The organism is Betaproteobacteria bacterium (genome assembly GCA_016791345.1).
Lineage (GTDB): Bacteria > Pseudomonadota > Gammaproteobacteria > Burkholderiales > JAEUMW01 > JAEUMW01.
In genome coordinates, this window is sequence record JAEUMW010000105.1 from 1 (window position 1) to 15229 (window position 15229).

Annotated in this window: 17 protein-coding genes; 7 read left to right on the top strand and 10 right to left on the bottom strand. The window is 67.4% G+C overall.

Going from position 1 to position 15229, the window contains the following annotated elements; translation table 11 throughout:
* Positions 1-1917, top strand: a 1917-nt coding sequence (locus JNK68_04150; GenBank protein ID MBL8539543.1) for a M1 family peptidase, incomplete at its 5' end; no start/stop codon positions are given.
* Positions 1918-1931: 14 nt separating this feature from the next.
* Positions 1932-2831 (top strand): tRNA glutamyl-Q(34) synthetase GluQRS, encoded by a 900-nt coding sequence (gene gluQRS / locus JNK68_04155; GenBank protein ID MBL8539544.1) that lies wholly within the window; start codon positions 1932-1934, stop codon positions 2829-2831.
* Here gluQRS and JNK68_04160 read toward each other — a convergent pair.
* Positions 2826-3611: a class II glutamine amidotransferase gene (locus tag JNK68_04160; GenBank protein MBL8539545.1), complete on the bottom strand. Its 786-nt coding sequence runs from the start codon at positions 3609-3611 to the stop codon at positions 2826-2828. The two genes, gluQRS and JNK68_04160, sit on opposite strands and share 6 nt — an antisense overlap.
* Positions 3612-3689: 78 nt before the next feature.
* Here JNK68_04160 and JNK68_04165 point away from each other — a divergent pair, with 78 nt between their 5' ends.
* Together JNK68_04165 and JNK68_04170 are read left to right on the top strand one after the other, a co-directional pair.
* Positions 3690-4352 carry a class I SAM-dependent methyltransferase gene (locus JNK68_04165; GenBank protein MBL8539546.1) on the top strand — a complete coding sequence of 221 codons (663 nt, stop codon included), beginning with the start codon at positions 3690-3692 and terminating at the stop codon, positions 4350-4352.
* A gap of 253 nt (positions 4353-4605) precedes the next feature.
* On the top strand, positions 4606-5148 hold the full coding sequence (locus tag JNK68_04170; protein MBL8539547.1) for a phasin family protein: 543 nt from the start codon (positions 4606-4608) through the stop codon (positions 5146-5148).
* 70 nt (positions 5149-5218) lie between these two features.
* On the opposite strand, the gene JNK68_04175 is transcribed toward JNK68_04170, so the two are convergent.
* The 7 genes from JNK68_04175 to JNK68_04205 form a co-directional block, all read right to left on the bottom strand.
* Positions 5219-6046, bottom strand: a complete 828-nt coding sequence (locus JNK68_04175) for a hypothetical protein (protein ID MBL8539548.1) — start codon at positions 6044-6046, stop codon at positions 5219-5221.
* Positions 6039-6602: an RNA polymerase sigma factor gene (locus JNK68_04180; protein MBL8539549.1), complete on the bottom strand. Its 564-nt coding sequence runs from the start codon at positions 6600-6602 to the stop codon at positions 6039-6041. Before JNK68_04180 ends, JNK68_04175 begins: the two co-directional genes overlap by 8 nt.
* Before the next feature lie 115 nt (positions 6603-6717).
* Positions 6718-7479 carry a competence/damage-inducible protein A gene (locus tag JNK68_04185; GenBank protein ID MBL8539550.1) on the bottom strand — a complete coding sequence of 254 codons (762 nt, stop codon included), beginning with the start codon at positions 7477-7479 and terminating at the stop codon, positions 6718-6720.
* A gap of 140 nt (positions 7480-7619) precedes the next feature.
* Positions 7620-8051, bottom strand: coding sequence for a CBS domain-containing protein (locus JNK68_04190; protein MBL8539551.1), 432 nt, complete (start codon positions 8049-8051; stop codon positions 7620-7622).
* 69 nt (positions 8052-8120) lie between these two features.
* The gene (locus JNK68_04195) at positions 8121-8537 is read right to left on the bottom strand and encodes a response regulator (protein ID MBL8539552.1); all 417 of its coding nucleotides are present in this window, start codon (positions 8535-8537) and stop codon (positions 8121-8123) included.
* Positions 8538-8565: 28 nt separating this feature from the next.
* A complete protein-coding gene (locus JNK68_04200) occupies positions 8566-8898 on the bottom strand; it encodes an Hpt domain-containing protein (GenBank protein MBL8539553.1) in 333 nt (110 codons plus the stop codon).
* 3 nt (positions 8899-8901) lie between these two features.
* Positions 8902-9723, bottom strand: a complete 822-nt coding sequence (locus JNK68_04205) for a response regulator (protein ID MBL8539554.1) — start codon at positions 9721-9723, stop codon at positions 8902-8904.
* Positions 9724-9892: 169 nt separating this feature from the next.
* On the opposite strand from JNK68_04205, the gene JNK68_04210 reads away from it, so the two are divergent.
* Together JNK68_04210 and JNK68_04215 are read left to right on the top strand one after the other, a co-directional pair.
* Entirely contained in the window at positions 9893-12010 is a 2118-nt protein-coding gene (locus JNK68_04210) for a CHASE domain-containing protein (GenBank protein ID MBL8539555.1), read from the top strand.
* 75 nt (positions 12011-12085) lie between these two features.
* Complete coding sequence (locus JNK68_04215; GenBank protein MBL8539556.1) at positions 12086-12544, top strand: TerB family tellurite resistance protein; 459 nt, start codon at positions 12086-12088, stop codon at positions 12542-12544.
* A gap of 3 nt (positions 12545-12547) precedes the next feature.
* On the opposite strand, the gene JNK68_04220 is transcribed toward JNK68_04215, so the two are convergent.
* Entirely contained in the window at positions 12548-13996 is a 1449-nt protein-coding gene (locus tag JNK68_04220) for an AarF/ABC1/UbiB kinase family protein (protein MBL8539557.1), read from the bottom strand.
* A gap of 243 nt (positions 13997-14239) precedes the next feature.
* On the opposite strand from JNK68_04220, the gene JNK68_04225 reads away from it, so the two are divergent.
* Positions 14240-14668, top strand: coding sequence for a CBS domain-containing protein (locus tag JNK68_04225; GenBank protein MBL8539558.1), 429 nt, complete (start codon positions 14240-14242; stop codon positions 14666-14668).
* Between the two features lie 28 nt (positions 14669-14696).
* On the opposite strand, the gene JNK68_04230 is transcribed toward JNK68_04225, so the two are convergent.
* A partial coding sequence (locus tag JNK68_04230; GenBank protein MBL8539559.1) for a serine hydrolase occupies positions 14697-15229 on the bottom strand: 533 nt, incomplete at its 5' end.

The following is a 15229-nucleotide window of genomic DNA, read 5'->3' on the forward strand; positions in this document are numbered from 1 at the left end:
CTCGACCCGTCAACGCGCCTGCTGACGGGGACGGCGAAGCTGCGATTCCAGGACGCGGAGCCGCGGACTTTCTCGCTCGCGCCCGAAGCGGTGATCGAGCGCAGCGCGATCCTCGGCCGACCGGTGGTCCTCGAAAGGACGGTGGAATCCGGCCGCGCCGTACTCAGCGTCCCCGCTTCGGTCAAGGGCCAAGAAGTGGTGGTGACCTACCGCTTGCCGCTCGAACCGCTCGACACCACCCAGGATCACCGCGGCGTGCTGCGCGCTTTGCCGCCGATGGCCGACGTTCGGGGCAGTTTCCTGCCTGCCGGCAGCGGCTGGTATCCACAGCCCGCGGCGGATTTCACGTACACGGTCTCGCTCGCGGTGCCCGACACGCAGCGAGCGCTGGTGCCCGGACGTCTGCTGCGCGAAGCGGTCTCCGGCGGCCTGTATCGCGCTGACCTCGAGTTTCCCCATCCGAACGACGGCATCGACCTGATGGCGGGACCGTACACGGTACGCGAGCGGCTTGTCGCCGTCGACGGCCGTGAGCTGCGGCTTCGCACCTACTTCGGCCCTGATCTCTCGGAGGCGATCTCCGACGACTATCTGGCCGCCGTCGAGCGCTATCTCCGGATGTATTCCGACGGGATCGGCGAGTATCCCTTCGACGGTTTCAGCATCGTCGCGAGCCCGCTGCCGACCGGGCTCGGGATGCCCACACTCACCTACCTGGGCGCGCAGGTGATCCGGCTACCCTTCATTCGCGACACATCCCTCGGCCATGAGGTCCTGCACAGCTGGTGGGGCAACTGTGTTTATCCCGACTACGAGCACGGCAACTGGGCCGAAGGTCTGACGACGTTCATGGCGGATTACGCCTACAAGGAACGTGCTGATGCGGCCGCCGCCCGCGACATGCGCCACGGCTGGCTGCGGGACTATGCCTCGCTGCCGGCAGACTCCGACAAGCCGCTCGTGAACTTCACGGCCCGCACCCACAGTGCTTCGGCGACGGTCGGCTACGGCAAGGCGGCGATGATCTTCTACATGATGCGCGAAAAGATCGGTGCCGACGCGTTCGACCGCGCGCTGCGCGCCTTCTTTCACGAGTACCGCTTCCGCCACGCCGGCTGGAGCGATCTCGCCGCGGCGTTCTCGAAGGCGTCCGGTCAGCCCGTTGCTCGGCTGATCGAGCCCTGGATCAACCGCAGCGGCGCGCCGGCGGTGACCGTTCCCGCTGCGGTCGCCGAGCGTTCGGATTCGGCGTGGGAGCTGTACCTGCTGCTCGCCCAGGACACCCCGCCCTACCCGCTCGAGGTGCCGATCTCGATACGCACAGCGAACGGTGAGAGGACCGTGCGCGTGCCCTTCAGGTCGCCGCGCGATGCCGTCACGCTGACGCTGCAAAGCGAGCCGCTCGCCGTCGTGGTCGACCCTCATTTTCAGTTGTGGCGCGCACTGACGCCGGGCGAGTCGCCACCGATCGTGCGCGAGGCGATTGCGGCGCGCGATCCCGTGCTCGTCGTGCTCGACCGCCAACGGGACTTTGCGACCGCCGCCGAGACGCTCGCGGGTGCGCTGCTGGAGCGCGCACCGCGCCGGGCGGATGTGCCGGGAACCGACGCACTCGTCGCAGTGATCGCGGGGACGCCCGCGCGCGTCGATGCGGCGCTCGCGAAGCACGGACTCGGCGGACGGCCGGCGACGGTCAGCGGGCAGGGGACTGCCCAGGTGTGGACCATGCGCCGCGAGAACCAGACGCTGCTCGTGATCTCGGCGCGCGATGCCGCCGCGCTCGCCGCGCTCGCCCGTGCGTTGCCGCACCTGGGCGGGCAGAGCTGGGTCGTGTTCGAAGGCGCGCGGCCGGTCGCGCGTGGCACGTGGCCGGCCGAGACGGTACCGGTGCCGGTGCGGCTCACCGCCGGGCCTTGACCGGGTCGCGCGGAATGCACTACCGCGGCCGCTTCGCACCGTCCCCGACCGGCCCCCTGCACTTCGGCTCGCTCGTCGCCGCCGTCGCGAGTTACCTGGAAGCGCGGGCGCGCAGTGGCGCGTGGCTGGTGCGCATCGATGACCTCGATCCGCCGCGGGTCGTGCCTGGGGCAGCCCGCGACATCCTCCACTCGCTGCGCGCGTTCGGCTTCGAGTGGGACGGCGCAGTCGTGTATCAGAGCGCACGGGCCGACGCCTACCACGCCGCGCTCCATCGTCTGCGCGCGGCGGGGGCAGTCTACCCCTGCGCCTGCTCGCGGCGTGAAATCGCGGATTCCGCCGCTGACGGCATCGAGGGACCCGTGTATCCGGGCACCTGCCGCGCCGGTCTGCACGAGGCGCGCGCCGCCCGCGCGCTGCGCGTGCGCACCGATGCCGCGCCGATCGCCTTCGTCGATGGCGTGCAGGGGCCCATCACCCAGCAATTGGTGCGCGACATAGGAGACTTCGTCGTCTATCGCGCGGATCACGTCTTCGCGTATCAGCTGGCGGTCGTCGTCGACGACGCGGAGCAGGGCATCACCGACGTCGTGCGCGGCGCCGATCTGCTGCTTTCAACACCGCGCCAGATCCATCTGCAACGCCTGCTGGGCCTGCCGACGCCGCACTACGTGCATGCGCCGGTCGCCGTCAACGCCGAGGGACAGAAACTCAGCAAGCAGACACTCGCCCTCGCCGTCGACCCGTGTGCCGCAGTCACGGTACTTGCAATGGTGCTGGATTTCCTCGGGCAGCCGGTCGCACCGGCGATGCGGCGGCTGTCGCTGGCGGCGTTCTGGCGGGAGGCGATCGCCCGCTGGCAGCTGGAGCGAGTCCCGCGGCTCCTGCAACGCACGGCGCCACCCTTGTCATGAGTGCGCCTCGACCGGCGCGCCCTCGCGGAAAAGGAGGAGCTCGCCAGGTTGCATGGTGGTCCACGCCTCGTTGTCAGTGAGCGGCACCGTCGCGATCACCGCGACGCGGTCGGCCGGCGTGGTGAGCTGGCTGAAGTCCACCGCGTAGTCCTCGTCGACCAGGTGCGCGGTGGTAAAGGGCGCCTGCCGCACGATGTAGGCAAGCCGCTTGGCGCAGTGAGCGAAGAGCACCTCGCCATTGGACAACAGGTAGTTGAACTCGCCGAAAGTGCCAAGTTCGGCGGTGATCCCGGCGAGCGCCTGCGAAAGCTCCGACAGCGCCGGCTGACCGGCCGGATAGAGTCGTCGCAGAGTCTCGAGGATGTAGCAGAACGCGAGTTCGCTGTCGGTGCAGCCGACCGGGTGATAGCGGCGATAGCGCCCGTTGAAGCGGGGCGAGAATCCTTCCAGCGTCCCGTTGTGCGCCATCGTCCAGTAGCGTCCCCACATCTCGCGCATGAAAGGGTGGGTGTTCTCGAGCGCGACACTGCCGACCGTCGCCTTGCGGATGTGCGCGATCACGTTGAGCGAATGGATCGGGTAGCTCTTCACCAGGGACGCCACCGGCGACTCGACGGCCGGCTTGGTATCGATGAAGAGACGGCAGCCTGCGCCCTCGTAGAAGGCGATGCCCCAGCCGTCGGCGTGCTGGTCGGTGCGCCCGCCGCGATGGTGAAAACCGGAAAAGGAAAAGCAGATGTCCGTGGGAACATTGCAGTTCATGCCAAGCAGCTGACACATCTCGTTTCGTTCCGCATTACGATGATCGTGGCTCTGAGGCCGCATCCCGCAGCCTGCCCATCTTACTGCCCAACGCCCATGACGAATCGCACGTTTACCCTGTCCGACTCCCTTTACGACTACTTTGCCTCGGTCTCGCTGCGCGAAGCGGACATCCTGCGGCGGCTGCGCGATGAAACTGCGACGCTGCCGCGCGCCACGATGCAGATCGCGCCCGAGCAGGGGCAGTTTCTCGCGCTGCTCGTGCAGTTGACCGGAGCCCGGCGCTGCCTGGAGGTTGGCGTCTTCACCGGTTACAGCGCGCTCTGCGTCGCCGTAGCCCTGCCGGCAGACGGTAGCGTCGTCGCCTGCGACGTGAGCGAGGAGTGGACCGCCGTTGCGCGGCGCTATTGGGAGGAAGCCGGGGTGGCGGAGCGCATCGAGCTCAAGCTCGCACCCGCCGTCGAAACCCTCGACCGTCTGCTCGCCAACGGGCAGTCAGGCACCTTCGACTTCGCCTTCATCGACGCCGACAAGCCCAACTATTCGAACTATTTCGAGCGCTCGCTGCGTCTCCTGCGTCAAGGAGGACTCATCGCTGTCGATAATACCCTGTGGTACGGCAGGGTTGCCGATCCCGAGAACCACGACGAGGACACGGAAGCGATCCGCCGCTTCAACCGAAGCCTGCACGCAGACGCGAGAATCGATCTGAGTCTCGTCCCGATCGGTGATGGCGTGACGCTCGCCAGAAAGCGCTGAACCGACTCTTCCCATCCTGCCGCAGGCCTTCCGGGGCCTTGCGAGGACGTCCCCTCCCCTAGGCACGGCACTCCCGCAACTTAAGTCATTGTTTTTGTGCAGTGCAAAAATTCTTGCTTGACACGGTTAAAAACATCTTGACATTAGATATTTAGGAACTACAATGGTTATTGTGCAGTGCAGCAAACAAGAGGTTTCGTTGGCGGCACTGATCGCTTTCGCAATGACTGATAGGAGTGCCATCATGAACAACCTGCCCGCCATCCCCGAAGAACTCTCGGCCGCGAACAAAGCCAGCGTGGAAGTCGCAGTTCGCGCGATCGGTATCGCCCTGCAAGGAACCGAGCGTTTGATTGAGCTCAACCTCAAGACCGCGAAGGCCGCGTTCGCCGAGACCGCCAAGGCCGTGCAGTCGGTCACCAGCCTCAAGGACGTGAAGGATCTAGTGGCGATCAAGCCGGCGAACCTCCAGCCCGTGGTCGAGCAAGGCACCGCGTATGCGCGCAGCCTGTGGGAGATCGCTTCCGACACGCAGGGTGAGTACGCGAAGCTGTTCGAAGAGCGCGTGACCCATCTCAACAAGACCGTCGTGTCGAAACTGGACAAGGTCGCGAAGTCGGGTCCCGCGGGTTCCGACGTTGCAGTTGCCGCCATGAAGTCGGCGATCGCTGCCGCCAACTCCGCCTATGACTCCGCGGTAAAGGCTGCCAAGCAAGTGGCCGATCTGACCGAAGCGAACGTAGCCGCTGCGAGCCAGGTCGTCTCGATCCCGAAGAAAAAGGCCGCCGCTGCGTAAGTTTCCCGGCCCGTAGAACGAAACCCCGGACGCTGTTCGGGGTTTTGCTTTTTTGCCCCGACAGCGGAGCCTATTGATTGCCGTCTTCGGCTGGCGGCAGAAGATCGGCGGGCACCGGGTAGTCAGGGTAGCGCCGGCGGAACGCCCGCAAGCTCGCGTCGGCCTGCGCGAGATCGCCTTTCGCCTTGAACTCCCGGATGCGCTGCAGCCACATCTCGGGCGATAAGGACTCCAACGCTTCCACTGTCGGCGCGGCCGGCGCGCGTTTCTGCACGCTTCTTTCCGGTTCCGGCGCGCCGTCGGCCTTCGGAATGTTGGCTGGCGCGGGACTGAAACCATTCCCGGCCGTCCCGCCAGTGGCGTCGGGATTAAGCGGTGCTGGCGCCACCGACGGGGCCGCCGGGGCCTCGCGTCTTTGTGCGGACAGATCCCGGGGGGTTCGCTCCCGACCCGGGCGCGTGTCGCGGGTCGCCGCCACCGGCGGCCAGTCGCCGCTCGCCTCGGGCGCATGTGTCTTCTCGCGCGCATGCTGTGCGGACGTCGCTGCATCCCCGTCGGACGGTTGTGCAGGGGACGGCGCCTCTTTCGGCTCTGGGGCTCGCGTGAGTGCGACATCCGTGACCGGTGCGAGCGGGGGCTCCGACTGCTCGGACGCCAGATACGCGATGCTGACGCCGATCACGACCGTGGCCGCCACGGCAATCGGCACGCCCCACCACCGCCCCGATGTCCGTCGTGGCGCGCGCCGCCGCGAGCCGACGGCCCGCGTCGCGGCGCTCTGGATCGCCGCGTCGAGTTCCGGCGTCGGCTCTTCGCGCGCAGCCATGCGATAGACGCGCGATACGTCCTCGGCGTGGAGGTCGGCGCCGTCGTCGGGCTGCTCGCGCGTCTCACTCATCACGCCCTCCCAACGCCTGTCGCAGCTTCTGCAATGCGTAGCGCAGGCGGCTCTTGGCGGTTTCCGGACCGACCCTGGTCACCTCCGCAATCTCACCCACCGAAAGGCCCCCTTCCTCGTGGAGCAGGAATGCCTCGCGCTGCTCCGGCGGCAGTTCGCCGAGGCAAGCCAGCAAGCGCGCGCCCTGCTCCCGCGCCGCGGCGAGACGCATCGGATCGCCGGTGGCGGGTGCGATGGCGAGACCCTCAGGGCAATCGGGATCATCGAGCGAGAGCGCAGGGGCACTCGACTTGCGGCGCACACGGTCGATCAGCCGATTGACCGCGATCTGGTACAGGTAGGTGGAGAACCGCGCCTCGACCCGGTAGCGTGAACGTGCTTCGATGAGCCGCATCCATACCTCCTGGAAGATCTCCTCGGCTTCACCACGGCTCGGGCATTGGCGCAGGATGAAGCGAAAAAGTCCGGCTCGATGGCGGGCATAGAGCGCGTCGAAAGCGCTGGCGTCGCCGTCGCGATAGCGCAGCATCAGCTCTTCGTCGCGCAGCGGCTCCATGGCGCCCGGACCTCTAGCAGGTGGGGGCGCGCCGCCGGCTCGTTGCGGAGCTGCTCTCCAGCGCAGCCAGACAAGGATTCAAACGCACGTGCTGCCGCAATGGGGTCGCTGCGCGTCAACGGATCGGCGCGCGCTCGTCCCACACGAAGCCGAGCGCGCGCACACCCGCTCTCAAGTCTGCCATGGCCCCCGCGACACGCGACGGATCGCCCCGCACGCCCAACTCGAGGCGGCGGCCGTCCGGGGTGAAGCGCGGCAGGCTGAAGAGTTTGAGTTCCGGATACTTTTCGACGCAAGCCTGCATGAGCGGCAGCAGCGCACTTTCGGCGGCTTCGTGCACGACGATCGCCTCGTCGACCCTCGGTCGCGCGTGGTGCAAGTCGGCGTAGCGGTGATCGAGCACCCATTCCATCATCGGCCCCGCCATCTCGGGAAACCCCGGCAGGAAATGGTGCTCGCCGACGCTGAAGCCGGGCACCCGGTTGAACGGGTTAGGAATGAGCTCACAGCCCGCCGGGATGTCCGCCATCAGGTAACGCGGGTGGTCAGGCGGCATGACGCCGAATTGCGCTTCCATCTCGGCCACCGCCCCCGGGTGTCGCGCGAGGGGCACGCCGGCCGCCGCGGCAGCGCACTGGCGCGTGTGGTCGTCCGGTGTCGCGCCGATTCCGCCGAAGCAGAAGACGGCGGTATCACCGTAGCCGTAGGTCCGGCGCAGGGTGTGGGTGATGCGCTGGGGCACATCGCCGATGTACTCGCAAAAGGCGAGTTCGAGTCCGCGCACGGCGAGCAGACCGATCAGCCGTGACATGTGACGGTCCTCCCGCTTGCCGGTAAGGATCTCGTCGCCAATGATGATCGCCCCGAACTCCATCACGCCCTCCCGCCATCGGTGTCGCGAGGCCTTGATACCACATTCGATTGCTGCATTGCGAGCGGCGGGTACATCCTGAAAATGCGCGGCCCCGCGCGAGGCGGGGCCGCTGGGAGCCGGGCTTGCGAATTTCCCGAAGGACGCTACTGGGTGATGTACGTTTCCAGCTGCTGGATCAGGAACTCCTGCTCGGAGATGATCTCCTTCACCAGATCGCCTATGGACACGACGCCGATCACCCGGCCGTGCTCAACGACCGGAAGATGGCGGCAGCGCACTTCCGTCATCATCGCCATCGCCTCTTCCACTGTCTGGCTCGGCTGCACACAGACGATGCGGTCGGTCATCACCTCGCGCACCGGCGTCTCCCGCGAGCTCTTGCCCTGCAGAACGACGCGCCGCGCGTAATCGCGCTCGGAGAAAATGCCGGCCATGCGCTCGCCGTCCATGACGAGGACGGCGCCCACGTCGGCCTCGGCAAGCAACCTGAGCGCGTCCAGCACGCTGGTGTGCGGCGCGACCGAGTAGATCTTGTGGGACGCCTTACTGTCGAGTAGCTGCTTGATTGGTCTCATGTCCTTCCCCGGGTGAGTCGATTGCACCACCTTTGAACGCTGAAGCCAACTGGCGGACGCTTAGTTTAGTCAAAGTTCCCCCGACCGTCCAAGCGAAATACCGGGCTCCGCGCAAATCGGTCCGGCGCACTCGACGCTCCAGATCGCCTTGACCCGTTCGTGGAGAGTCATCGGATCGAAAGGTTTCGTGAGCACATCGTGGGCACCAAGCGCGCGCAAGCGCTGCACTTCACCCGGTGCAGCCTTCGCGGTCAGGAAGACGACCGGCAACTCGGCGGTGTCGGTGCGCTCACGCAGACGGGCGAGCAATCCGGGCCCATCCATGTCCGGCATCATGACGTCGAGCAGCAGCAGCTGTGGGGCGAATCCGGCGACCACGTCCAGCGCCTCCCGTCCGGATTCGCAGGCCCGCACCTCCAGGCCACCAATCATCTCCAGCGCCGCCTTGACGATGGTGCGGATATCGGCGTTGTCCTCGACGATCATCACCCGGCGCAAGGGTGCGCGCACTGTGTCAGCTCCTGCCGACCGCGCGCTGCAGCGCGTCGAGCAGCGCCGTCAGCTCGGCGGCGCTCGTCGCGTCGGGCGTGACGCCGCGTGCGCAGAACGGATCGAGCAACGACTCGGCGGCGCTTGCCAGCTCGCCGACATGCGCGACCCCGAACGTGCTCGCCGAGCCCGCCAGTGTGTGCAGCTCGCGGCACAGCTCGTTGAGTGCCGTCGCCGGCAGCGTGCCGTTCATGGCGTCGCGCCAGAGGCGGCCGAGAGTCGATATCTTCTCGGGCAGATGCTCTCGATAGTCCGCACGCATGGCCTCCAGGTGGCGACGGAATTCCTCCGCCGTCACCGCTCAAGCGCTCGTCTGCGAGCCGGCGTCGCTGCCCATCACGGCGCGGATGGCCTTGAGCAGCGATTCGGGTTCGACCGGCTTGGTCAGGTAGCCATCGGCACCACGCGCGAGGCCGGTGAGCACCGCATCGCGTGTCGCCTTGCTCGTCACCATGACGACGGGCACCGTCTTGAGTGCGGGGTGCTGGCGCATCTTGAGGAGCACATCGAAGCCGTCGATGTCGGGCAGCACCACGTCGAGCAGCACGAGGTCGGGCGCGGGCGACTCGCGCAGCGCCTGGATGATCTCGTCGCGATTGACGGCAAGCCGCACGTTGAATCCCTCGAAGGCGAGGTACGTCTTGATGAACTTGCCGAGGTGAGGGTCGTCCTCGACCACGATCGCCGTCGGCGGCGACCCGCCATCGCGCTGCCGGGCCGTACCGTGGCGCGCAATGCGCACGAAGAAGCCTTCCGCCTGCAGCGACGAGACGCCGGCGGCCGCTTCCGGGCGGGCACGCGCAAGCTCCTCGTCGGAGGGTGCAGGGCGCGGCTTGTCGCTGAAGAAGTCGGTGAAATCGAGCGACTCCTCGCGCAGATTGGACGCGAGATCGACCAGACCGGCGCGCGCCAGCCTCGCATAGGCCTGCAGGACAGCGGGCGCCGGCAGCGACTGCATGCCCCCCGCGATCGCTCCCACCGTTGCAACGCCGTCGGTGCGGACCAGGAGTTCGATGTCGGCGGGAGAAAGAAAGGTCTCGCCCCCGCGCAGTTCCTGTTCGCCGACGCTCGTGAGGGCGTAGACGTCGTGCTCGAAGACGATGAACGGATTCTTGAGGGCCATGATTCCGGGGAGCCGCGGTTCCGCGTTGCCGACTGCAAGTTTACCCGTCGACAGCCCGCGCGCAACGGCGCGGCGTGGGGCGGCGGCCGCCAGGACGCGCCGGCTGGGACGGCGATTGCTTCTGGAGCGGGCAATCTTTGCAGTCTTTGCCGCTACCCATCCCCAACGCATGATCGAAGTGGCCAAGCTCAGGACGCGCATCGCAGCCGAGCTCTCCGTATTCGAGCCGCACTATCGGGCGCTCGCCCTGTCCGTTGCGCTCATCCTCGCCGCCGCGTACGTCTACTCGGCGTGGAGCTACGCGTCGCGCACGGCGTCGAACGAGGCACGGCTGCGGTTCGACTTCCGCGCGAGCCAGATCGAAGCCGCCGTGCAAAGCCGGCTCATGGACTACGAGCAGGTGCTGAGCGGCACCTTTGCCCTGCTCGCCGCCTCGCACGAGGTCAACCCGCGCGAGTGGCGCACCTACCTGCACCATCTCGCGGTCGCGGAGCATTACCCCGGAATGCTCGGCATCGGCTACCTCGCAGTGGAGGCGTCGGAGCGGAAAGCGGTCAGGGCGGCGGCGAGACAGCCAAGCGCGACCTACCTTCCGGTCACTTATGTCTGGCCGTTCGCGGCACCCGAGGAAGAGGGGCCGCGCGAAGAGGAAGTATCGCCCGCGCAGGTGCTGTCGGACCCGGCCGCCGTCGAGGCGATGGCACGGGCCCGCGATACCGGCCTGCCGGCGCTTTCCGGCCAGATCCTGTTCGACAGCGACAGGCAGGGGGCAATCCTGCTCTTCGTCCCGGTCTTCAAGCCGAGCGCCAATGTCACCACCGTGTCGAGGCGCCAAGCCGCGGTCACCGGCTACGTCTACACGCTCTTTCGCATCAATGGCCTCATGCACCGCATCGTGGGCGAGGTCTCGGACATCCGGCTGCGGGTCTTCGATGGTGCGCCCGGCCGCATCACCGACGTGCTCTTCGACAGCAAGCCCGCGGCGACGCTGCGCTCCGGTCCGTCCGAGTTCGTCGCCACGCTGGGCCTCCCGCTGCCGGGCCGGGAATGGACGCTGGAAGTGCAGTCGCTGCCGGTCATGGATGCAACCATCGATCGCCACACACCGTGGATCGTCGCCGTCGAGGGCGGGATCATCAGTGCGCTCGCCATTGCGATCATCTGGTCGCTCGCGACGCTGCGCGCACGCGCCGCCGACCTCGCCCGCGGCATGACGCGGGACCTGCGGGAGAGCCGGGAACGCTTGGCGCTCGCCATCGAGGGTTCCAACCAGGCGCTCTTCGACTGGGACGTGCGCACCGGCCGGGTGACGCTCAACGAGCAGTGGTCACGCATCACGGGCGGCCGGACCGACATGACGACGGCACGCGAACTGATCGGGCTCGTCCATCCCGACGACTTGCGGCACGTGCTGCGGCAGACGCGCGACCTGCTGCAGGACCGGCTGCCGTTCTACCACGTCGAACACCGCGTGCGCACCGCCGCCGGCAACTGGCGCTGGATATCGAGCCGCGCCAAGGTGGTCGAGCGCGACGGCAGCGGCCGTCCCACCCGCGTTGCCGGCACCAACCTCGACATCACGCCGCGCAAGGAAATGGAGGGCATGAAGAACGAGTTCATCGCCACCGTGAGCCATGAACTGCGCACGCCGCTCACCGCGATCGTCGGCGCGCTCGGGCTCCTCAGGCAGGAGTCGTCGGGGAAGCTCTCCGACGGCGCGTCGCTCTTCCTCAACATGGCGCAGCAGAACAGCGACCGCCTCGCCGCACTCATCGACGACATCCTCGCCATCGAGAAGATCGAAGCGGGAACGGTGGATTTCCGCCTCGCCCCGGTCGCCTTGCGGCCGCTCCTGGAGCGCGCCATCAGCCTCAACACGCCGTACGCCCGCCGGTTCGATGTGCGTCTGGAACTCGAGCTGCCGCTGCCCGAGGTTTCGGTGACCGGCGATGCGGACCGGCTGCTGCAAGTGATGGCCAACCTCTTGTCGAACGCTGCCAAGTTCTCCCCGACCGGCGCGACTGTCTCGGTTGCCTGCGCGGTACTGGACAACGCGGTGCGCGTGACCGTGACCGACCGCGGCCCCGGCATCCCCGAAGAATTCCGTCGCCGCATCTTCCAGAAGTTCGCCCAGGCCGACAGCGGCGATACACGCCAGAAAGGCGGAACAGGCCTCGGACTTTCCATCTGCAAGGCGATCGTGGAGCGACTGGGCGGCACCATCGGCTTCGTCTGCGCCCCCGGCCGGGGCACCACCTTCCATTTCGATCTGCCACTGCGCGCCTGAGCAAGATCGCGATTCGGTGGCGCACAGCTCAGCTGATGTCGATAATGGCGGCCGTTCCAACAGGAGCCCGACACCATGCTGAGCGCCATCCGCGAATTCTTCGACAAGCACCTCGGTACCGCCGCAGCGCAGGAGGACGAGGGTCAGCGCATCCGCATCGCCACCGCCGCGCTGCTGACGGAGATGGCGCGCATGGATGGCGAAGTGGAAGAAGCCGAGAGGGCGGCGGCGCTTTCCGCGGTGCGCGAGAAATTCGCCCTCACGCAGGACGAGGCGGCCACCCTGATCGCGCTGGCGGAAGAGGAAGTGCGGCAGGCGCCGGACTACTTCCAGTTCACCTCGCTCATCAACAAGCAATTCACGCCCGAACAGAAGGTCCGCGTGATCGAGCACATGTGGGCGATCGCCTATGCGGACGCCGAGTTGACCCGCTACGAGGAGCACCTCGTGCGCAAGATCGCCGACCTCTTGTACGTGCCGAACGCGACCGTGGTCGCGGCCAAGATCAAGGCGCGCGACGGCGCGCCGCGCTGACGATCAGCCCTTCGTCGTGCGATCCAGCCACAGGCGCGTGGCGGTCAGCGGCAGGCTCGCCAGCACGCTCGCCAGGTCTGCGTTCGACAGCCGCGTGACGAAGGCCCGGCTGTCCGCCCAGGAGAGCCAGCGGTAGGGCCACTCGCCCGCCATCTGCGCGAAGAACCGCCCGAGCAGCACGGCGTCGATGCAGGCGCGGTCGGCGCCGATATCCGCGATCACGCCCTCCAGGGTATGCAGCATCTTGCGCATGAGCAACATCTCGGCGTCGAAGCGCACTCCGACCTGCACCGCGTTGTCGAGCAGATCGGTGAGCCATAGCAGGCCCGGCAGCCGCGCTTCCCGCAGTTGTGCGAGGGCGGCGTGGATTACGGGCAGCACGGCCTCCGTGTCGATCTCGGGGCGCGCTGAGAGCACGGTGAGCGCGGCGACGATGCGTGGCGCATCGAGCATGAGGGCGCCGAGCACGATCTGCACGAAGGCGATCCGGCGCGACTCCGACAACGTCGTCACCAGACTCCAGTCGAGAATTGCGAGCCGCCCGTCGTACGCGAGCAGGAGATTGCCGGCATGCGGATCGCCGTGAAAGAGGGCCTCGTCGCCCGCTGACAGGATCGGCCGCGCGAGCAGGCCGGTCACCACGAGCTCTGCCACGGCGCGGCGGCTGCCCTCGTCCGCGAAGTCGTGGTCGGTGACCTTCTCGCCGCGCACGCGCTCCATCGCGGTCACGCGCGGCGTGCAGAAATCGAACAGCGTCGGGATCTGGATCTGCGGCTCGCCCGCGTATGCCGCCTGCGCGAGCGCGAGATGACGCTGCTCGAGATCGAGCCGCAGTTCATGCCGCAAGCGCTCGGCCAAGCCTTCGAACGCTTCCTCGTAGTCCAGGCGGGGAATGCCGAGTGCCTCGCACTCCTCGTCCAGATAGGCGCCGACGCGCTGCATCAGCGCGAGCTCCTGCTCCAGCCGCTCCTCGATGCCCGGCTTCAGGATCTTGAACACGCCTTCGCGGTCGCCGTGCCGAAACGGCACGACGGTGGCGACACTTGCCTCCGCCAGCGCAGGCGGTTCGAGCACGACGCCGAGCCGATCGAGCCGGCCAAGCTCGCGCGTCAGTGTCCGGCGCAGCTCCTTCAGCGGAACCGAGGGCGGCAGCGATTCGAGTCGCTGCAATTGCGTGCGCAGTTCAGGCAGCAGGCGTCGATCGCGCGCCAGCGTCTGTCCGAGCTTGTGCAGTGCCGGACAACTGCGCGCGAGCCGCGCCAGACGCTCGGCGACGCTTGCCGTCGGGAGCAGTAATGCCTGGTCGAGCAGCACCGCCTCCTGATGCGCCTCGGGCAAGCCTTCCAGAAAGACCGTGAGCGCTCGCTTGATCGGCCGCCGGTAATGCGCGTACGCCTCCGGCAGTACGGAGCCGATGTCGGCCTCGTCGATGAGCAGGTTCCAGTCGGTCATCGTCCTGGTGTCGGGGGTTCGCGAGTCGGGTTGACGGCTCTGCCAAGGCCGCTCCCACGGCCGTGTGCTCGCTCGGGCAGTCCGAGTGTGCCGGACTCGGACGGCTCTTGCCAGCGCCGCACACGACGCCCGCGCGCAGAACTACCCAGCGATGCTGCTTGTCTTATCTGCTCCACCCAGTCCCGAGAGGCTGCGCGTCCTGAAGCGCTGCAAGAGGGGCACAGCCGGCAGACGACGCACAAAGTGGCAACGATCAAACAGGTGCTCGACCGCAAACCGCCGGAGGTTTTTTCCGTCGCGCCGACCGCGACGGTGTTCGACGCGCTCAAGCTCATGGCGGCCACGAACGTCGGCGCGCTGCCCGTCATCGATGGCGAGCGCGTGGTCGGCCTCTTCAGCGAGCGCGACTACGCGCGCAAGGTGATCCTGCACGGCAAGGCCTCGCGCGAGACGCAGGTCAGAGAGGTGATGCACCAGCGGATCCCGTACATGCGCCCCAGTCAAAGCGTGGAGCAGGCGATGGCCGTCATGACGGAGTTTCGCACGCGCCATCTCCCGGTGATCGAGGACGGCAAGCTCGTCGGCATCGTCTCGATCGGCGACGTCGTCAAGGAGCACATCTCCGAGCAGGATTTCGTCATCACGCAGTTGCAGAAGTACATCAACCGCTGAGCGCCGGCGGCGCGCGAAGCCGGCTGCGTCAGTCCGCCGGCCACGCACGGAGCACGAGATCGACGAACCGTTGGTGGTTCCAGCCGCACCGATGGGGCGTGAATCCGAGCCGAACCAGCACCAGCTTGCGTGACGGAACGATCGTGACGAACTGCCCGCCATAGCCGACGGCGTGGAACGCATCGTGCGGCAGTTCCGGCAGATCGGCGCCGCAGCGGAACTCCTCCGGAATGCGCGGCCAGAAATGGGCGCCGAACTTCGCATCGGGGGCGTGGGGAGCCGGCGCCCGCGAGAAGCCGACCCAGCCTTCCGGCAGGATGCGCTCACCCGCCCACACGCCGTCGTTGAGGTACAGAAGCCCGAAGCGCGCCCAATCGCGCGCGGTGGCGTACATGAAGGACGAACCCACGAACGTGCCGACGGCATCGGTCTCCAGCACGGCGCTCGCCATGCCGATGCGATCGAACAGCGCACGCCGCGGAAACGCGTGGTAGTCCGCTTCGCCAACCGCACGCCGGATGGCGTAGCTCAGGATGTTCGTGGTGCCGCTGGAATAGCTCC

Coding starts and splice junctions, on each gene's coding strand:
- gluQRS (MBL8539544.1), top strand. CDS start 1,932: ATGCACTACCGCGGCCGCTTCGCACCGTCCCCGACCGGCCCCCTGCAC.
- JNK68_04160 (MBL8539545.1), bottom strand. CDS start 3,611: ATGTGTCAGCTGCTTGGCATGAACTGCAATGTTCCCACGGACATCTGC.
- JNK68_04165 (MBL8539546.1), top strand. CDS start 3,690: ATGACGAATCGCACGTTTACCCTGTCCGACTCCCTTTACGACTACTTT.
- JNK68_04175 (MBL8539548.1), bottom strand. CDS start 6,046: ATGAGTGAGACGCGCGAGCAGCCCGACGACGGCGCCGACCTCCACGCC.
- JNK68_04180 (MBL8539549.1), bottom strand. CDS start 6,602: ATGGAGCCGCTGCGCGACGAAGAGCTGATGCTGCGCTATCGCGACGGC.
- JNK68_04190 (MBL8539551.1), bottom strand. CDS start 8,051: ATGAGACCAATCAAGCAGCTACTCGACAGTAAGGCGTCCCACAAGATC.
- JNK68_04195 (MBL8539552.1), bottom strand. CDS start 8,537: ATGATCGTCGAGGACAACGCCGATATCCGCACCATCGTCAAGGCGGCG.
- JNK68_04205 (MBL8539554.1), bottom strand. CDS start 9,723: ATGGCCCTCAAGAATCCGTTCATCGTCTTCGAGCACGACGTCTACGCC.
- JNK68_04210 (MBL8539555.1), top strand. CDS start 9,893: ATGATCGAAGTGGCCAAGCTCAGGACGCGCATCGCAGCCGAGCTCTCC.
- JNK68_04215 (MBL8539556.1), top strand. CDS start 12,086: ATGCTGAGCGCCATCCGCGAATTCTTCGACAAGCACCTCGGTACCGCC.
- JNK68_04220 (MBL8539557.1), bottom strand. CDS start 13,996: ATGACCGACTGGAACCTGCTCATCGACGAGGCCGACATCGGCTCCGTA.